Here is a 17,395-nt window from a genome sequence, read left to right as displayed (position 1 = left end):
AAAATCAACCACCTTTTATTCTTCCATATTTTTGATCAAGCTTAAATCTCCAGTTTTTGCAGCCTCTAATATTGGAGCCATATATTCATCTACCAGTGAGGCATCCAGTGGAATCGGCATATTCTTTAATTTCATCTCCAGCTGCGGATCTTTAGCAGCTTTTAAGGCTCTTTCGATATGCTGATCAGTAAATCCATCTAGTTCTGATAAAGTGGTTGGAAAATCAATTTCTTCTGCAAAACTGATAATTCCACGAGCAACTGCTTCTCCTAATTTTCGGCCTTCCAGCTTATCAATATTCTCTTCTATATAACCATTTCTCTTAAAAATATTGCCGATTACTCTAAGCTGGTCTTCAATTGCCGGAGCAAAAAAGACAGTATAGTAAATATTCATTATCCCACAGGCCCGACCGTGACTGCTTGCATCTACTAAAGAAAAACTGGTTAAATGACCACCATTAGTACCACCTACCATAATCGAATAAGCTCCCAAATCGGTTGCTAAGCCTAAAGCTTCTCGGGCTTCTGTATTTTGTAAGTCATTAACCACCTTAGGTGTGTTTTTAACTATCAGCTCAATTGCTGTAGAAGCAATTTCTTTTTCTAAATCATAATTTTCAGCGGCAATACCATAAAAAACTTCAAGACAGTGTGATATACCATCAAAAGCACCATCAAGAGTGACATCTAAAGGCATTGTCTTTGTTAACTCATAGTCAAAAACAGATTTTGTGGGAATCACAGCATCATCTACAATTAATTTTTTCTGCCCGCCTACTACATCTGTTACATTAGAATATTTTGTCAGATGAGCACCAGAACTCGCTGCAGTCTGCACAGCAATGGTTGGAGTTAAATGTTCTCTGCTGTGCTCTAAAGCTTCTGTTACCAAACCCGTGCCAAAATAGCTGTCTATATGAGGACTGTAATGACCGAGAGAAGCCACCACATCTGCAGCTTTAACTGCATCAATTGTGCTTCCTCCTCCAATGACTATTATGCAGTCAGGATTAAAAGTATGGATATATCCTGCTAGACGATAGACATCTTCCCGAGGAGCATTTGGATCTGCACCCGGCAGCACCCGATTCCCAGCTGTTTTTACCCTGTTTTTCTTAAGGGACTTTTGAATATCTCTGACAGCAGTTTCAAGATAGGTATCATTGGAGATTAATAAAGCATTATCCCCATACTCTTTAGCATATTCTCCTATCTCATCCAGAATTCCAACACCTAAAGCATATTCATCTCCTTTAAAATCATAAAGAATTTCTTCTGCCTTTTCTTTTAAATCCATCTTAGAGATACCACCTTTCAGAAAATATTTAAGTCAAAAAACATTTTAGCATCTAAAACTATTTTAACTTACCACATTTTGCGGCTTACCAGCCAGCCATTTTTCTATATTTGTAAATACTATCTCAGCTCTTTTCAAAAATGCCTCTTCTGTGGCAAAGGCGGTATGAGGAGTTAAGATAGTGTTTTTGGCATTTAAAAGTGGATGGTCTTCAGGAATCGGCGGCTCCATCTCAAAGACATCAATACCTGCCCCCGCAATTTCTTCCTTATTTAAAGCAGCGGCCAGTGCCTCACTATTAACTACTGGACCTCGAGCTGTATTGATTAATATGGCACTCTTTTTCATTTGAGCAATCTCCTCTGCCCCAATTAAGTCCACAGTCGAATCTTTAAGAGGTACATGCAGACTTACTATATCACTTTTCTGCATCAGCTCGACAATCGAAAGATATTCTACTCCCAGTTCCTCCCCTAATTGATGTTTTTTATGATCATCAACTAAAATATTACAGCCAAAAGCGTCTGCAATCCGGGCAGTCTTCTGACCGATTGAACCAAAACCAATTATACCAAATTTTTTACCAGCCAGCTCATTACCAATCAGTCCTTCTCTGGTTTTTCCAGCTCTGACTGCCTGATCTGAATCATTAATCTTCCGCATTAAATCAATAATCAAACCAAAAGCCAGCTCAGATACAGCCTGATTGGCATAACCAGAAGAATTGGAAACTAAAATATCATTTTCCTGACAGGCCTTCATTGCAATATGATCAAAACCTGTAAAAGCAACTGAAATCATCTTTAAATTTGGACATGAATTAATTACTTTCCCAGAAAGCGGCTGATTAGCAATAATTAATATATCAGCAAGCTCTGCCCTTTTTATCATTTCTGCCTCATCTTCTGCACGATTGGAATAAGCAATCAATTGATGTCCCTCTGCTTCAAATTTCTGCCGGTATTCTTCAATCTTCATCATCGAAATATTAATGGGCTCGATCATCACAATTTTCATTTTTTAACCCCCATTTTCCATCTAAATTTAAGCACCCTTTTCTTCTTTTATTTTCTCGTAAGCATCATTAATTTTTTTGAATTCCTGTTCAGCAAAATCCACAAATTCCTCCGGCAGTCCTTTACCAATTACATTATCAGGATGAAAATCCTTTGCCTTTTTGCGATATTGGCGTTTAACTTCTTTAAAATCTGCCTCAGGTGAACATTCTAAAATCTTATAATATTTCTCTAAATCAGATGTATCTACATACTGAGATCTAATACTTTCATATTGACTATCATTTATCCTAAAAATATTTTTTGCCTTTTTAATATATTGCTCTTCTTTATGATGAAAATCATTGTCTGCAACTGCTATTTTCATCAACAGATCAAACATTCCCAGAACTAAAGTCTGTTCATTTTTAAAATTATCATAAAACTGCTGAGCATATTCTTCAAAAGAATTATTTTTCTTTTTTGCTTCATCAAAAACTCTAATTGCCAGTTTGCGGGCTTCACCCTGCAGCTTGAGTTCATTTTTAATAAAACGGTCGATTGTTTTGATTTCAGCTCTACTGACTGTCCCATCTGCCTGAGCAAATTTTGCCAGCATCGAGAAGACACTGGTAAAAAAGATTGTCTGCTTTTCTTCCTGTTGATTTAAATTGTTCTGCTGTCTGTATGCCTGCTGATTACCAGCGGCATCACTATTTTGATCAAAATGATTACCAATAGCTGCTCCAATTACCGCCCCTAAAGGCCCACCAAAAGACCAGCCAACTGTTCCTCCAAGAATTTTTCCCATCCAGGACATAAATTTAACCTCCATTTAAATTGATTATGTTAATTTTTATAAATAAATTGGGTGTAAATTTAACTCTTAACCTTATACCCAATTTTAAATAAATAAGTTACTACTACAAGCAAAACAACAGCCAGACTGCTGATAATTAAAGCGGAAAAATAAGGTGAAATATCCGACTGACCAATAAAAGCAAAGCGAACTGCATCTACCATATAAAATACCGGGTTAAATAACGAAACTTCACTCCAGATTCCGGGCAGTCCTTTAACAGAATAAAAAACACCACTTAAAAAAGTCAACGGTGTAATAAAGAAATTGGAAAAAATTGAAACATGATCAAATTTTTCTGCCCATAAACCGGCAATGATTCCAAAAAGGGAAAATATCGAAGAAACCAGAACAGCAAAAAACAGCGCCAACAGTGGATGAGCAATTGCACCCCCATAAAAATAAATTGAAACTAGATAAGTGACAGTTCCTACTAAAAGCCCTCTCACCATGCCGCCAATCATAAAGCCCAGGCTTAATTCAATATAGGAAAAAGGGGCCAGCAAAAAGTCGATAATAATCCCATTATATTTGGCACCAATCAAAGAAGATGATGTATTGGCAAATGAATTCTGGATCAAACTCATCATTATCAATCCCGGTACAATAAAACTGATATAGGGAACTCCATAACCTGTAACCTCCCTATTTTGAAAAGAATAAGAAAATATTATTAAATAAAGACCGGTTGAAATTAAAGGAGCAAAGATTGTCTGAATAGCAACTTTAGTAAACCGCGCCACTTCGCGTCGAACCAAACTTAAAAAAGTGATAGAATTAATTGTCATCACCTCCTAAATTAGTTAACTTAATAAAGACATCTTCCAGTTTTGCACTTTCAATATCAATATCAACAATTTCTAAATTTAAATCATTAATCTTTTTAAGAATTTTATCTAAATCTCGTTTGGCAGTTTCAATTTCAATCTGTCGCTGATCATCATCTAATTCAAAATCAATTTCTACTAACTCTTCTTCCAGGCCATGAGCGGGATCAGCAAATTTAATTTTAATGATCTTTTTGTCTATAGAATTGATTAAACTTTCCTTGCTGTCCACTTTGACTATTTTACCTTTATTCATAATTGCAATCCGATCACAGAGAGCCTCTGCTTCTTCCAAATAATGAGTAGTTAAAATAATAGTTTTCCCTTCTTCATTTAGTTTAATTACATATTCCCAGAGACTATTTCTCAACTCAACATCAACTCCAGCAGTTGGCTCATCTAAAACAATTATTTCTGGATCATGAACTAAAGCCTTGGCAATCAAAAGTCTTCTCTTCATTCCACCTGATAACTGTCTGGGACCTATTTCTGCCTTATCAGTCAGGCTTAAAGCGTTGAGCAGCTCATCAATTTTATCACTATTATCCTTAATTCCAAAATAACCTGAATGTATCTCAAGTGTTTCCCTAACAGTAAAATATGGATCAAAGGTTATTTCCTGGGGGACAATCCCTAAAGATTTTTTGTCTCTCTATAATCATCGATAATATCCTTACCTAAAACTGTAACTGTTCCTGAATCCTTATGCACTAAGCCCCCCAAAATCCCAATTAAAGTACTCTTGCCAGCTCCATTAGGACCCAACAAACCAAAAAACTCACCTTTTTGAATATCTAAATTTATATCAGCCAAAGCCTGTAAATTACCATAACTTTTATTAATGTTTCTAATCTCAATTGCTGTAGACATTTTTTCCTCCTTGTATACCCTAAAATTAGGGCCCTTATCTTATTATCCCTCAGCCTATATATTTAAGCTGTTTTTCTCATTCTGGACATTGATTTTTTCATTGTAGATATTAGCCAGAAGGTCATTAACACAAAAGATACTGTTTCTGCAATTGGAAATGAAAACCAGACAGCATCCAGGCCAAAAATTCTCCCAATAGATACATTCCAGGAACTAAAAATATCGCCTGTCTTAAAAATGTAATAGCAAAACTGGGCATTCCCTTACCCACAGCCTGAAAAGTCGCCACTCCAATAATATTTAAAACCATAAAGAAGTAAGATAAACTCACTCTTTTTAGAGCTCCAACTCCTATATTCAATAGCTTAGGATCACTATTAAATAATCTAATGATCACCCCAGGAAACAGCTGAAAGACTATAAAACCAATTATCCCAAAACTTAAGGCAGCTGCACTACCAATTAAAATTGTTTTCTTCATCCGTTCTGGATTATTATGTCCATAATTATAGCCAACTATGGGCAGATATCCCTGAGTTAAACCAAAAACCATCATTAAAAAGAAAGACTGCATCCTAAAAATTAAACCCATAACAGCTATTGCAGTCGAAGAAAAAGCTCCTAAGATCAAATTAATAAATACAACTGCGACACTAAAAAGCAGCCGATTGGCCATCGCTGGAATACCTACATTATAGATTTCTTTGATAATTTGAAAATCAAATTCAAAATCCTCTAATTTTAAGGTTAACTCATTTTTATCACTGAATAAAACAAAAACAATAAAAATACCGCCAATAAAACGTGAAAATACAGTTGCATAGGCAGCCCCTGCTACTCCAAGTTGTGGAAAAGGCCCCAGACCAAAAATTAAAAAGGGGTCAATAATCATATTTAAAACTGCCCCAATGATCATTGTCAGCATTGGTACAAAAGTATTACCTTCTCCCCGCAAAATATAATTAAAAGTAGCCGGAATAAAAATTGCAATCGATCCAGTTAAAATTATATTTATATATTGATAACCTAAATCTATTAAGACCGGATCATCAGTAAATAATCTAATGATGTTTTCAGAGAAAAATATTCCGAGCAGTCCACCAAATATCCCATAAATTATAGCAATAAAAAAGACATGTTCTGCCACATTATTTGCCCGCTTTTTATTTCCCTGTCCTAAAAGTCTGGAAATCAGCGAACTTGTGCCAACACCTGTTCCAACTCCAATCGCAATTAAAAACATCTGTACCGGAAAAGAAATTGATAGCGCCGACAGAGCATCTGTACTCAAACGCCCTACATAGATACTATCTACTATATTATACATTGCCTGAATAATCATACCTATTATAGCAGGCGCAGATAGTTTAAACAGTAATTTTACTATTGGTTCTTCTCCCATTCGACTTGATTTTGATTTGAGTGCCATCTTAACCCTCCATTAGAACAAATTAATTTATCTTTGTCAGATTACGTCCATCATCTTTGGCTTTATATAAAATTTTTATCTCTATTAGAATATCTCACTATTTAAATATTCTATCACAAAAGCAGTAACTAATAAAATAATAGAACAAAATTTCCTTAACATTAAAAAACACCCTTACTGACAGTGAAATCAATCTCAGTAAGGGTGCTCTTCTTTAATTATTTTTTCGACATTATTCTACATAAATCGGGTGGTACACGGTGCCTGCACATTATCTTACAGGACAGGCTCCACTTTCACAGGAAGATTCATCGAGTTCTCTTTCTAAATACTCTGTTTCGTACTTAGAAACTAAGGAAGGATTAAATCTTTCCATCTCTTCCACCCGCTGATTGTATTCTTCTTCTGTGATTTCCTCATAAGGCATCAGATCATAGAAGTTGTCATTATAGGAAATAAAGGAAATACCTACTACGCTGTTCCAGTTTTCCCAGAGCCATTCTTCTACATCTTCCCACTCATCATCGCGAACATGAACGGTAATTGAAGCATTATGATCAACATAATTTTCCATAAACATCTTATAGGTTTCCAGTTGAGTTATTGCATCAACATCTCCCTTGACTTCTCCTTCTGGAGCTTTGACAGGGAATTCTACAACTAAAGTCTCTGGATCATCTGGGTCCTGACCAACTTCTGGATGGATTGGGTAGTCCAATTCTTCACAGACTCTAGCCAGTGGATCAGAAGCAGAAATTCTTACCCGGCGTACATAGTGGGCACTGTGAGAATAATGAAGACCACTTGATACTGTAGGCATCTGAGTCTGAGTTCCCTCAGGTTTTACAGTTGTAATCAATTTAGGCTCATTATCTCCTACTTCTTTGGCAATTTCTCTGGCTGCCTGATGAGCTACCTCACGCAGTTCTTCTAAGAGTTCTGCTTCCTGAGCTTCATTTAAATCAGCAGCATTTTTCATATCCTGCCAGCCGGTCAGGGAAGTTCCAATCAGTCTATCTCGCTTATTGATCTGATCCCACTCAGGTAACTCAAATTCAATTAAAGCCATTCTGTAACCTGCTCTGGCAGAGAGCTTCTGAGCTTCAAACATGGACTCTTTATCAATATTACCTTCTTCATCAACAAAAGCCATTACATTTAAGGAAGTTAAGTTACAGACACCTCTGGAGTCCAGCAGAATTTCAGCACAGGGGTTAACACCTTTAAAGTTTTCACGGCGTCGGCTGCCCTCTACAGCATTGATAAAGCCAGGCTCACCACTAAAGCGCATCTGCTTAACATGCCACTTTAACTGTTCTTTGGTAGGTTTGCCTTCATAGAAAATACTGTTATTACTCATCTGGCGGTGAGAAATTTCCTTATTAATTACCCACTCATCATCTTCTTTGACATATAAGTTGCTCTTTGCCTGAGCAATTTCTTTGTCATCTGCACTGAAGAGACAGATCTGAGATGAGCGTCTAACTCCACCAGAAACAACATTTTCGGCAACAATATTGGCTAAATCCATAGCATCAATTGGCTTTAACTTAACCCGATTAATATCATCTAAATCGCGGTCCGGCTTTTCTTTTAATAATTTATCGATTTTAGTAAACATCCGCTTTAAACTCTGATGTCCGGAAGCTGTACCACCAAAAGTCTTGAGTTTTTCACCTTTTGGACGCACAGAATCATAATTAAAGATAATTCTCTTTAGAGGACGATAAGCATGGTCAACTAAGAATTTAAAGTAGTATTCCAGTGACTGAATCCAGCCTTCTTTGGAATCTCCAACATTAATTGTTACTACATCATCTTCATCAAAGTCAAAGTCAGTATATTCCCTTCTTTCCTCTCTATCTACCGGCTCATAATATTTATGAATAACTTCGATATCGGTTCTAATCTTTGGCAGCTGCTCTACATCACGCGGCAGTACGCGGAAACCAACTCCACTACCGATCATCAGCAGATAAAATAAATCCTGGTAGGCTTTAAAACTGTCGATAACTGTAAAGGAACAGTTATAATTACTCATTCCATATTTTTTGGATGACTCTGTAGAAGCAGTCCAGAGTGTACGTCCGGCCAAAAAGTTTCTTAAATTATACACATTATCATAAAGTTTTTCTGCCTCTTTTTTTGTAGTCTGAGCCAGTGAGCAGTTATATTCCACTGCTCTTTTTACTGTTTCCCACCAGTATTCTCGACGCTGCTCTTCTTCTAACCAGCGTGAATATGTTCTATAATAAATAAATTCTCCCAGTTCTGTCGGAAAAGGATTGGGCTGGTGTTTGTATTTACTCAAAAATTCGTTGGTTAAAAGAGGATTTTCTTTTTCCCTCTTTCTGGATAATCTTGACTGCTGTCTTTTATTTCTGTATAAAATATATGACTTAGCTGTTGTCACATAGGCAGCCTTCATTAATTTTTCTTCCACTAAATCCTGAATTTCCTCTACTTTAGGTACCTGATCCTGATTATAGAACTCAGTAATTAGATCTGATTCTACATCCAGAGCAACCTGTTCCGCGTCATCTTCGGTCGCATCTTCTCCAGATTCGACCATTGCCCTGTAAATTGCCTTGGTGATCTTATCCCGACTATAAGCTACTTCTCTCTCGTCCCGCTTGATTACCGTCATGTCGGATTTACTCAAAATAAAAACCTCCTTGAAATTTTAATACATTTATATTATTTATTTATCTATTTATATCCTGAATTATAATTATAGCATAAAATTTATGATTTATAAATTAAATTTCCACTAAAAAAACTTGCTAGATAAACAGGAGTTCAATTTAAATCTCCCATAATAGGGCTCAGGCTAAATTTTAAAAAAAGATGAAAGGCTCAGCTAAAATATTAGCAAGCCCTTCATCTCATAAAATTTATTATATTTTTCTGCAATATTGTTAACGATGAATCTCTTCTTTTTTCCCCTGATAAATCTCTACCTGTTCCCAGGTGGGTAAGCCTTCTATATCTCCCTTAACTGTAATACACAGAGCTCCAACCAAATTAGCCAGTTCAACTGCCTCTCTAATCGGCATTTCTCTTAAAAGACCGGTAATTAAGCCTGCTGCAAAGGCATCTCCAGCTCCAATTAAATCTACGATATTGTCCACACAGTAAGGCTCAACATGCTCAATCTGATCTCCCTGATAATATAATGCTCCTTTAGCACCAATCTTAAGCACTATCAGAGATCCAGGCTCCATCATTTGATAAAAACCTTTAATTATCTCTTCCGGGTCAGAAAGTCCAAGCAGAATTTCTCCCTCTTCAACTCCCGGCAGCAGCACATCAACCTGAGGTATTATATCTAACATTACTTCTCTCATTTCTTCTATAGAATCCCAGAGTTTAAGCCTCAAATTGGGATCAAATGAAATTTTTAAATCATTTTCCCGGGCCACCTTTAAAGCTTCAAAAAACGCTCCCTGAGCACTCTGACTCAAAGCTGGTGTAATTCCTGTTAAATGAAGATGCCTGGCCTTTTTAATATAGCTTTCATCAATATCTTCTTTTGCCAGATGGCTGGCAGCAGAATTATCACGGTAATAAAAAACTTTTGGCTCCTTAGTTGTATGCATTTCCTTAATTAACAAGCCAGTCCTGTGTTCTTCATCTCTTCTTACCTGAGAAACATCCACACCTTCACCGCGAACAAAAAATTCTACATAATCCCCCAGTGGATCTTTCCCCAGTTTACTGATCCAGCCGGAATTAAAGCCAAGCCTTTTAACACCAATTGCAACATTGGATTCAGCTCCTGCTATATACTTCGAAAAATTATTTAAATACTTTAATGAACCTACCTCGTTTGGTGCCATTGCGGCCATCGTCTCTCCAATTGTAACAAGATCAATCATTTAAAATTCCTCCTAAAATATAAAAATTTGCCTTTAATGCTAAAATTGCAAAAAAGGCCACAGCTAAGCTGCAGCCTTCTTTAAGGAATAGAATTATTAACTCTTTATCTTTTAACTCTACCGGAAGCATTTCCCCCAGCTAAAGTTTCTACCTCTTTTACACTTACATGGTTAAAGTCACCAGGAATTGACTGCTTTAAAGCAGACGCAGCAGCTCCAAACTCAGCAGCTTCCTGAAGTCCTTTTCCAGTTACCAGAGAATAAATTAAGCCACCTGCAAAGGAGTCTCCTCCTCCAACACGATCAATAATTGTGATCTCATATTTAGTTGACTGAACAAAGTTTTCTCCATCAAAGAGAATAACTAACCAGCCATTATTAGAAGCACTGTGGCTGATTCTTAAGTGACTACCAACTAATTCTAAATCAAAGCGGTCGATTAACTGCTTGGCAACATCTTTATAACCTTCAACATTTAAGTCACCACTGGTAATATCAGATCCACTCTTAATATCGAATACCATTTCGGCATCCTCTTCATTGGCAATTACAACATCAGTATATTCCATTAGGCCTTCCATTACCTGACCGGCTCTTTCTTTGCTCCAGAGCTTAGCGCGGTAATTTAAGTCACAGCTAACCTTGACTCCGTGCTTTTTAGCAGCTTTAACAGCTTCTAAAGTGACATCGGACATCTGCTCACTTAAAGCAGGTGTAATTCCTGTATAGTGGAACCAGTCTACATCAGCAAAAATTTCTTCCCAGTCAAAATCTGCACTTTCAGCTTCAGCAATTGCAGAATGAGCTCTATCGTAAACTACATTGGATGGTCTCTGACTTGCTCCATTTTCACAGTAATAGATTCCTAAGCGGTCTCCACCACGAGCAATGTAATTAGTATCCACACCAAAACGGCGAATTTCGTTTAAAGCTGCCTGACCAATTGGATTGTCAGGTAACTTAGTTACAAAACGAGCATCCAGACCATAATTAGCTAAAGATACAGCAGTGTTTGCCTCTCCTCCACCATAAATCACATTAAATGTGTCAGCCTGAATAAAACGCTCATGGTTAGGGGGTGTCAAACGCAGCATAATTTCTCCAAAAGTAACAACTTTCTTAGACATAATATAAAAACCTCCTGATAATTTTTGAATTCAATTTAATTTGAATAAAACAATTTTATAGTAATAATTCAGATGAACAAGAAAAAAATTTATAAACAGATGTACTTTTACTAATAAAATGTAACTTTCAGCTGACCAATCTGCTCAAAGATATAAGAGCACTCCAGCCGACCTTCTTAACTAAAAGAAATGATATTAAATTTTTATAAATTAGAATTTTTATTAGAATAACTTAACATTCTTAACTAAAAGAAATAGTCTTAAATCTCATAAATTAAGAACTTTATCTAGAATAACTTAATGAAGATTTCTAATAAATCAGGTTGAAGGGCAGGACACCCTGAACTGACCGTGCCACAGGAGGTGGCAATCGGGAAGTGGGCCTGATTTATTAGAAAGATGAATTCTAGTTATTCTTTAAAGTTATTTCTGAAATGAGATTTAAGCCATTTCTGCTCTGGCTTCCTTAATCAACCTAATAAATTCTTTAGCAGTTTCTGTTACCTGCTCATAGTCACCAGTCTTGGCTCCCTTACTTAATGAACTACCAACACCTACTGCCAAACTGCCAGCTTTAATCCAGTCTTTAACATTATCTAAGCTAACTCCACCAGTAGGCATAAGTGGTGCCTGTGGTAAAGGTCCCTTAACAGCTTTGATAATTTTTGGTCCAAATAAAGTAGCAGGGAAAATCTTAATAATATCTGCACCAAACTTCATGGCTTTAACTACCTCAGTCACACTCATTGCACCCGGCATAACAGCCTTTTGATAGCGGTTACACATTGCTATTGTTTCTTCATCTAAAGAAGGAGAAACAATATACTCAGCTCCAGCTAAAATACAGGCACGAGCAGTTTCAGCATCTAAAACTGATCCTGCACCAATTAAAATTTCATCTCTGCTGTACTCATCAGTTAACTGCTTGATAACATCTAACGCACCCGGAACAGTCATTGTAATTTCAATAGCATCAATTCCACCAGCTTTTACCGCTTCAGTAATCTTTAATGCCTTTTCTGCATTTTCAGCTCTAACAACAGCAACAATCCCAGTTTCTTCAATTCTCTTTAAATCTTCAACTTTACTCATTAAATAAGCCTCCTTTTAATTTTAAACCTTTTTCAAAACAGCTCAGCATCCTATTCGAATCTCTCAGCCGGTATTTTAAGACAGTGTTTCTAATAGTAAAACACTGTTTTATTTATATCTCGTTTTATATTATTCTATACTCAGAACAATAATCCTTCTTTTTTTGCAAAAAAAATTAAAAAAATTTATAAAAAGCAAAAAGAGCCCCCAAAAGGGCCCTTTTGATTACAATATTATCTTTTAATGTAAAATATTATTTTATCACTGTTTGAACCAGGTCCAAAAGTTGTCTTTTGGACCTGGTTCAAATGAAATTAATGAAATTGGTCAAATGAAGCTTATTACTTAATTATATCTGTTCCCATAAATGGTCTTAAGACCTCAGGCACTGTAACAGTTCCATCTTCATTCTGATAATTCTCCAGGATAGCTGCCACTGTTCTTCCAATTGCCAGACCTGATCCATTTAAAGTGTGGACAAATTCTGTACTGGCCTCTGGTTCAGGACGATAGCGAATTCCGGCTCTTCTGGCCTGAAAATCTTCGAAGTTTGAACAGGAAGAAATTTCTCTATAAGTTTCATAAGCAGGCATCCAGACTTCCAGATCATAAGTTTTAGCAGAAGAGAAAGTCAAATCCCCTGTACATAAGCTTACAACTCGGTAGGGAAGTTCCAGTTTCTGCAGCACATCTTCTGCATCTGCAGTAATTTTTTCTAATTCATCATAAGAATCTTCCGGCTTAACAAACTTAACCATTTCTACTTTGTTAAACTGGTGCTGACGGATAATTCCTCTGGTGTCACGCCCGTGAGCCCCGGCTTCTGCTCTAAAGCAGGCACTGTAGGCAGTTAAATACTCAGGCAGCTGTTCAACATCCAGAATTTCATCTCTGTACATATTTGTAACAGGCACCTCAGCTGTTGGAATTAAATAATAATCATGGCCTTCAAGTTTAAACATATCTTTTTTAAACTTGGGCAGCTGACCGGTCCCGGTCATACTATCTGCATTGGCAACAAATGGTGGAAACACTTCCTTATAGCCGTGTTCATCTGTATGCAGGTTGAGCATAAAGTTGATTAGGGCTCTCTCTAATCTGGCACCTGCTCCTTTTAGAAAGGTAAAGCGGGTACCAGTAACCTTTCCACCTCTTTCAAAATCTAAGATATCTAAATCTTCTCCAATATCCCAGTGAGCCTTGAATTCGAAATCAAATTTTCTGGGCTCTCCCCATTTTCTAATTTCCTGATTATCCTCTTCATCTGTACCCACAGGTACACTCTGATGCGGAATATTAGGAATTGATAAAAGCAGCTCATTTAATTCTGCTTCAACCTCGGCTACCTGCTGGTCAAGTTCTTTAATTCTGGCAGAAACATCCTGCATCTCAGAAATTAAATCAGAAGCATCTTCTCCATTCCTCTTTAACTCACCAATTTTATCAGAATTAACATTACGCTTATGTTTTAACTGCTCAGCTTCATATAATAGATCGCGTCTTTTGTCATCAAGTTCCTGAAATTTTTTGACTGGTGACTCCATATTTCTTTTTTTCATTGCCTCTTCCAGCACTTCTGGATTTTCTCTAATAAATCTCATATCTAACATTTTTATTCCTCCTTAAAATTTATTTTAAATTTAATTTTAAACTCGATAAAATAAAAAAACTCCTCCCTAAAAAAGGGACGAGAATGCTCGTGGTGCCACCCTAATGACAGCTTTTAAAATGCTGCCGCTTAAATAGATTTAACGGTCTCAACCGGTTCAGCTTACTCATGATTTTTCGGCCTCACAGCTCCAAACTGGATTCGATTATTAACTGGCTAATTTGCAGCAGCCATCAGCTTTCTAATTTCAGTTAATAAATCTACTAATGTCCTTCACAGCTTTTATATTACTGGCTATTTATTTATTATGCTAATTATATTACAGCTTTTTTCTAAATTCAAGTTAAAATCATTAAAAGTTTATTCTTTTTTAAGCAGCTTCTATAAATAGTCTTATTAAATAGATTAGTTTATGCTAATTTAAGTCTAATCAAAATAAACTTTTTCCAGCCTCTCACTTAAATTACAGACAATCTCATAATTAATTGTACCACAGAGTTCGGCAATTTCGGCAGCTGATATCTCCTCATCTCCCTGATGGCCAATTAAGACAACTTCATCTCCAACTTCGACATTCTTTATCTGATCAACACTGACAATAGTCTGACCCATACAGACCCTGCCTCTTATTGGTGCCCGCTGGCCTCTAATCAAAACCTCTCCCCGATTGGAAAGCAGTCTGGGATAACCATCTTTATAACCTATCGGAAGTACTGCCAGCTTTTCCTCACTATCAGTTTTATAAGTTGAACCATAACTGACAGCAGAACCGGCAGGAAGACTTCGAAGCTGTACAATCCTTGTTTTAAAAGATAGAAGTGGTTTAATTTCAGCCTCATTTCTTAATTGGGCAGACGGCAGCAGTCCATAGAGCATAATTCCAGGTCTGACTAAATCAAGGGAAGTTTTTTCTAAATCTATTACAGCTGCACTATTTGCTATATGTAATTGCGGTAACTTATAACCAGCGGCTCTAATTCTAGTTAAAGCAGTTTTAAATCTTTCAAGCTGAAGCTGAGAAAATTCTTTGTTCTGCTCATCAGCTCTAGCAAAATGAGAAAATATACCTTCTACTTTAATATATTCAAGCTCCTCAGCTAAATTATAAATTTCTGGTAACTCTTCCGGAAAGAATCCAATCCTTCCCATTCCGGTATCAAATTTTAAATGTACCTTGATTATTTTATCAGCTTTAGAACCGGCTTCATTTAAAGCCTTTAAAGTTTTTAAACTGGCAGCTGTCTGAATTAAATCACCTTTTATAATATCCTGGAACTGGGAAGCTAAAACCTCAGCTAAGACTAAAATGGGTTTTTTAATGCCAATATTTCTCAATTCAATTCCTTCATCCGGACTGCCGACACAGAAATATTCTACTCCCAACTGAGATAATTTTTTAGCCACCTGGACAGCTCCATGACCATAGGCATTTGCTTTAACAACTGCAGCAATTTTTGTGTTTTTATTAATCTTACTACGAATAAAATTATAATTTTCTTCTAAAGCACTGAGATCAATTTCAATCCAGGCCGGCCTTTTTAAATTTAGTTCCATCTTTTAACCTCCATCGACTGCTTCAACTTACTGCTATAAATATTCTTATGATTCATTTACTGCCATGATTCTAATAATTTATCTAAATTTTTGTATTCCTGATTAAAACTTTCGGCAACTGCCTGACAGATTATTTCTCCCTGATAAATATTTAAACCTAAGGCCAGTGAATAGTCATTAAGCATCGCCTTTTTATATCCTCGGGCAGCTAATTTTTTAATATAAGGCAGAGTTGCATTGGTCAGAGCAAAAGTTGAAGTTCTGGCAACTGCTCCCGGCATATTAGCCACCGAATAATGTATTACTCCGTGTTTAGTAAAGACTGGATCATCATGGGTTGTTGGATAAGTACCCTCTATACAACCACCCTGGTCAATTGCTACATCAACAACTACAGAACCGTTGGTCATAGTTTTTATCATTTCTTCTGTAACCAGATTGGGTGCCTTGGCTCCAGGAATTAATACTGCCCCAATAACTACATCCGCTTCTTTTACTTCTTCAGCTACATGAGACTGATTGGACATTATTGTTTTAATTCCACAGGGAAAGGTGTCATCAATATAACGCATTGTTGACTGTTTTATATCCATAATTGTCACATCTGCTCCCATACCAAGGGAAATTTTGGCTGCATTACGGCCAACTATACCTCCACCAATAACAACAACTTTAGCTGGTTTTACCCCCGGAACTCCACCCAGCAGCATTCCACTTCCACCTTTTGGCTTTTCCAGAAAAGAAGCTGCGGCCTGAACAGATAATCTACCTGCGACTTCACTCATCGGAGTTAAAAGCGGCAGCTCACTATCTTCTGTCTGAACAGTCTCATAAGCAACTGCAGTTACACCTCTTTCTTTCAGAGCTTCTGTTAATTCCTGATCTGCAGCTAAATGAAGATAAGTAAATAAAATTTGTCCTTCTTTAAATAAATTATATTCTTCTTTTAAAGGTTCTTTGACTTTAATGATCATTTCTGCCCGATCAAAGAGCTCTTTTTTGTCAGCTAGTATTTCTGCACCAGCCTCTTTATAATCCTGATCAGAAATACCGCTCCCCTTACCGGCATTTTTTTCAATTAAAATTTGATGTCCTGCTTTTTTTAAAATTTCAGTACCTGCAGCTGTTAAAGCTACTCGATTTTCGTTGTTTTTAATCTCTTTTGGCACAGCAATTATCATTAAAATCAGCTCCCCATTTAATTTTAAAGAAAATTTTATCTATAACCATAATATCAGATATATTCTTTTATTAAAAGTGATTTATTTTTAGTTTTTGACATATGTTATTAATTAATGCTATAATTTCTTTATAAATTATCTTATTTTTAAAGGTGGTGAATTAATGAATTTAAAAGTTGCTCTGGCTACAAATGATGGGAAAACTTTTGTCAGCAGTCATTTTGGAGAAGCTAATGAATATTACATATATGATATTGACAGCAAAAATTATCAATATCTTAAATCAGCAGCGAATAATTCTACTGAAGAGAAAATGCACGCAGATCCTAAAAAGGCAAAAAGTATAATTAAAATATTAGAAAAAGAAGGGGTTCAGATTGTCTGCAACCTTGCTTTTGGAGCTAATATTAAGCGGGTAAAAAAGAAATTAGTTCCAGTAATCACTTCTAAAACTAATTTAAATGACGGCCTGGAAGAACTGGTTGCTAATTATGATCAACTGCTTGAGCTCTGGAACAAAGGAGAAGAAAGAGATTACTTAAATTTAACGAAAAATTAGACCTTCTATTTTTAAATAAGCAGAACAAAATGGCCTAACGGCCACCCTACTATAGAAGTTAATTAATATTTCTTTAGTAGGGTTTTATCTTTCAAATGTGTATTTAAACTTCATTT

The 17,395-nt window shown here is 36.3% G+C and carries 13 protein-coding genes, 1 pseudogene and 1 other annotated feature; of the genes and pseudogenes, 1 reads left to right on the top strand and 13 read right to left on the bottom strand.

Going from position 1 to position 17,395, the window contains the following annotated elements; genetic code table 11:
• Positions 1-15: 15 nt before the first annotated feature.
• From C8C76_RS09565 to ald, 13 genes and pseudogenes are all read right to left on the bottom strand, one after another.
• Entirely contained in the window at positions 16-1,299 is a 1,284-nt protein-coding gene (locus C8C76_RS09565) for an iron-containing alcohol dehydrogenase (RefSeq protein ID WP_108141075.1), read from the bottom strand.
• A gap of 63 nt (positions 1,300-1,362) precedes the next feature.
• Positions 1,363-2,316, bottom strand: coding sequence for a 2-hydroxyacid dehydrogenase (locus tag C8C76_RS09560; protein ID WP_108141073.1), 954 nt, complete (start codon positions 2,314-2,316; stop codon positions 1,363-1,365).
• 27 nt (positions 2,317-2,343) lie between these two features.
• On the bottom strand, positions 2,344-3,114 hold the full coding sequence (locus C8C76_RS09555; RefSeq protein ID WP_108141071.1) for a TerB family tellurite resistance protein: 771 nt from the start codon (positions 3,112-3,114) through the stop codon (positions 2,344-2,346).
• A 59-nt stretch (positions 3,115-3,173) separates the two neighbouring features.
• Entirely contained in the window at positions 3,174-3,941 is a 768-nt protein-coding gene (locus C8C76_RS09550) for an ABC transporter permease (RefSeq protein ID WP_108141069.1), read from the bottom strand.
• Positions 3,931-4,850: pseudogene (locus C8C76_RS09545) on the bottom strand (ABC transporter ATP-binding protein). Before C8C76_RS09545 ends, C8C76_RS09550 begins: the two are co-directional and overlap by 11 nt.
• A 124-nt stretch (positions 4,851-4,974) precedes the next feature.
• A complete protein-coding gene (locus tag C8C76_RS09540) occupies positions 4,975-6,279 on the bottom strand; it encodes an MATE family efflux transporter (RefSeq protein WP_308812599.1) in 1,305 nt (434 codons plus the stop codon).
• A 271-nt stretch (positions 6,280-6,550) separates the two neighbouring features.
• A complete protein-coding gene (nrdJ, locus tag C8C76_RS09535) occupies positions 6,551-8,941 on the bottom strand; it encodes a ribonucleoside-triphosphate reductase, adenosylcobalamin-dependent (protein ID WP_108141067.1) in 2,391 nt (796 codons plus the stop codon).
• Positions 8,942-9,197: 256 nt separating this feature from the next.
• Positions 9,198-10,157 carry a sugar kinase gene (locus C8C76_RS09530; RefSeq protein WP_108141065.1) on the bottom strand — a complete coding sequence of 320 codons (960 nt, stop codon included), beginning with the start codon at positions 10,155-10,157 and terminating at the stop codon, positions 9,198-9,200.
• Positions 10,158-10,261: 104 nt separating this feature from the next.
• On the bottom strand, positions 10,262-11,284 hold the full coding sequence (locus C8C76_RS09525) for a sugar kinase (protein ID WP_108141063.1): 1,023 nt from the start codon (positions 11,282-11,284) through the stop codon (positions 10,262-10,264).
• Between the two features lie 441 nt (positions 11,285-11,725).
• Positions 11,726-12,376 carry a bifunctional 2-keto-4-hydroxyglutarate aldolase/2-keto-3-deoxy-6-phosphogluconate aldolase gene (locus tag C8C76_RS09520; RefSeq protein ID WP_108141062.1) on the bottom strand — a complete coding sequence of 217 codons (651 nt, stop codon included), beginning with the start codon at positions 12,374-12,376 and terminating at the stop codon, positions 11,726-11,728.
• Between the two features lie 341 nt (positions 12,377-12,717).
• The gene (gene serS, locus C8C76_RS09515) at positions 12,718-13,986 is read right to left on the bottom strand and encodes a serine--tRNA ligase (protein ID WP_108141060.1); all 1,269 of its coding nucleotides are present in this window, start codon (positions 13,984-13,986) and stop codon (positions 12,718-12,720) included.
• Positions 13,987-14,056: 70 nt separating this feature from the next.
• Positions 14,057-14,271: a binding site (T-box leader), on the bottom strand.
• A 140-nt stretch (positions 14,272-14,411) separates the two neighbouring features.
• Positions 14,412-15,539: an alanine racemase gene (alr, locus tag C8C76_RS09510; RefSeq protein WP_108141058.1), complete on the bottom strand. Its 1,128-nt coding sequence runs from the start codon at positions 15,537-15,539 to the stop codon at positions 14,412-14,414.
• Between the two features lie 56 nt (positions 15,540-15,595).
• Positions 15,596-16,720, bottom strand: a complete 1,125-nt coding sequence (gene ald / locus C8C76_RS09505) for an alanine dehydrogenase (protein ID WP_108141055.1) — start codon at positions 16,718-16,720, stop codon at positions 15,596-15,598.
• A gap of 163 nt (positions 16,721-16,883) precedes the next feature.
• Here ald and C8C76_RS09500 point away from each other — a divergent pair, with 163 nt between their 5' ends.
• The gene (locus C8C76_RS09500) at positions 16,884-17,279 is read left to right on the top strand and encodes a NifB/NifX family molybdenum-iron cluster-binding protein (RefSeq protein ID WP_108141053.1); all 396 of its coding nucleotides are present in this window, start codon (positions 16,884-16,886) and stop codon (positions 17,277-17,279) included.
• The last annotated feature ends 116 nt before the right edge of the window (positions 17,280-17,395 follow it).

This window comes from Halanaerobium saccharolyticum (genome assembly GCF_003053565.1).
GTDB lineage: Bacteria > Bacillota > Halanaerobiia > Halanaerobiales > Halanaerobiaceae > Halanaerobium > Halanaerobium saccharolyticum_B.
The sequence above is the reverse complement of the archived record's forward strand: the minus strand, read 5'-3'. Positions and strand labels throughout refer to the sequence as shown.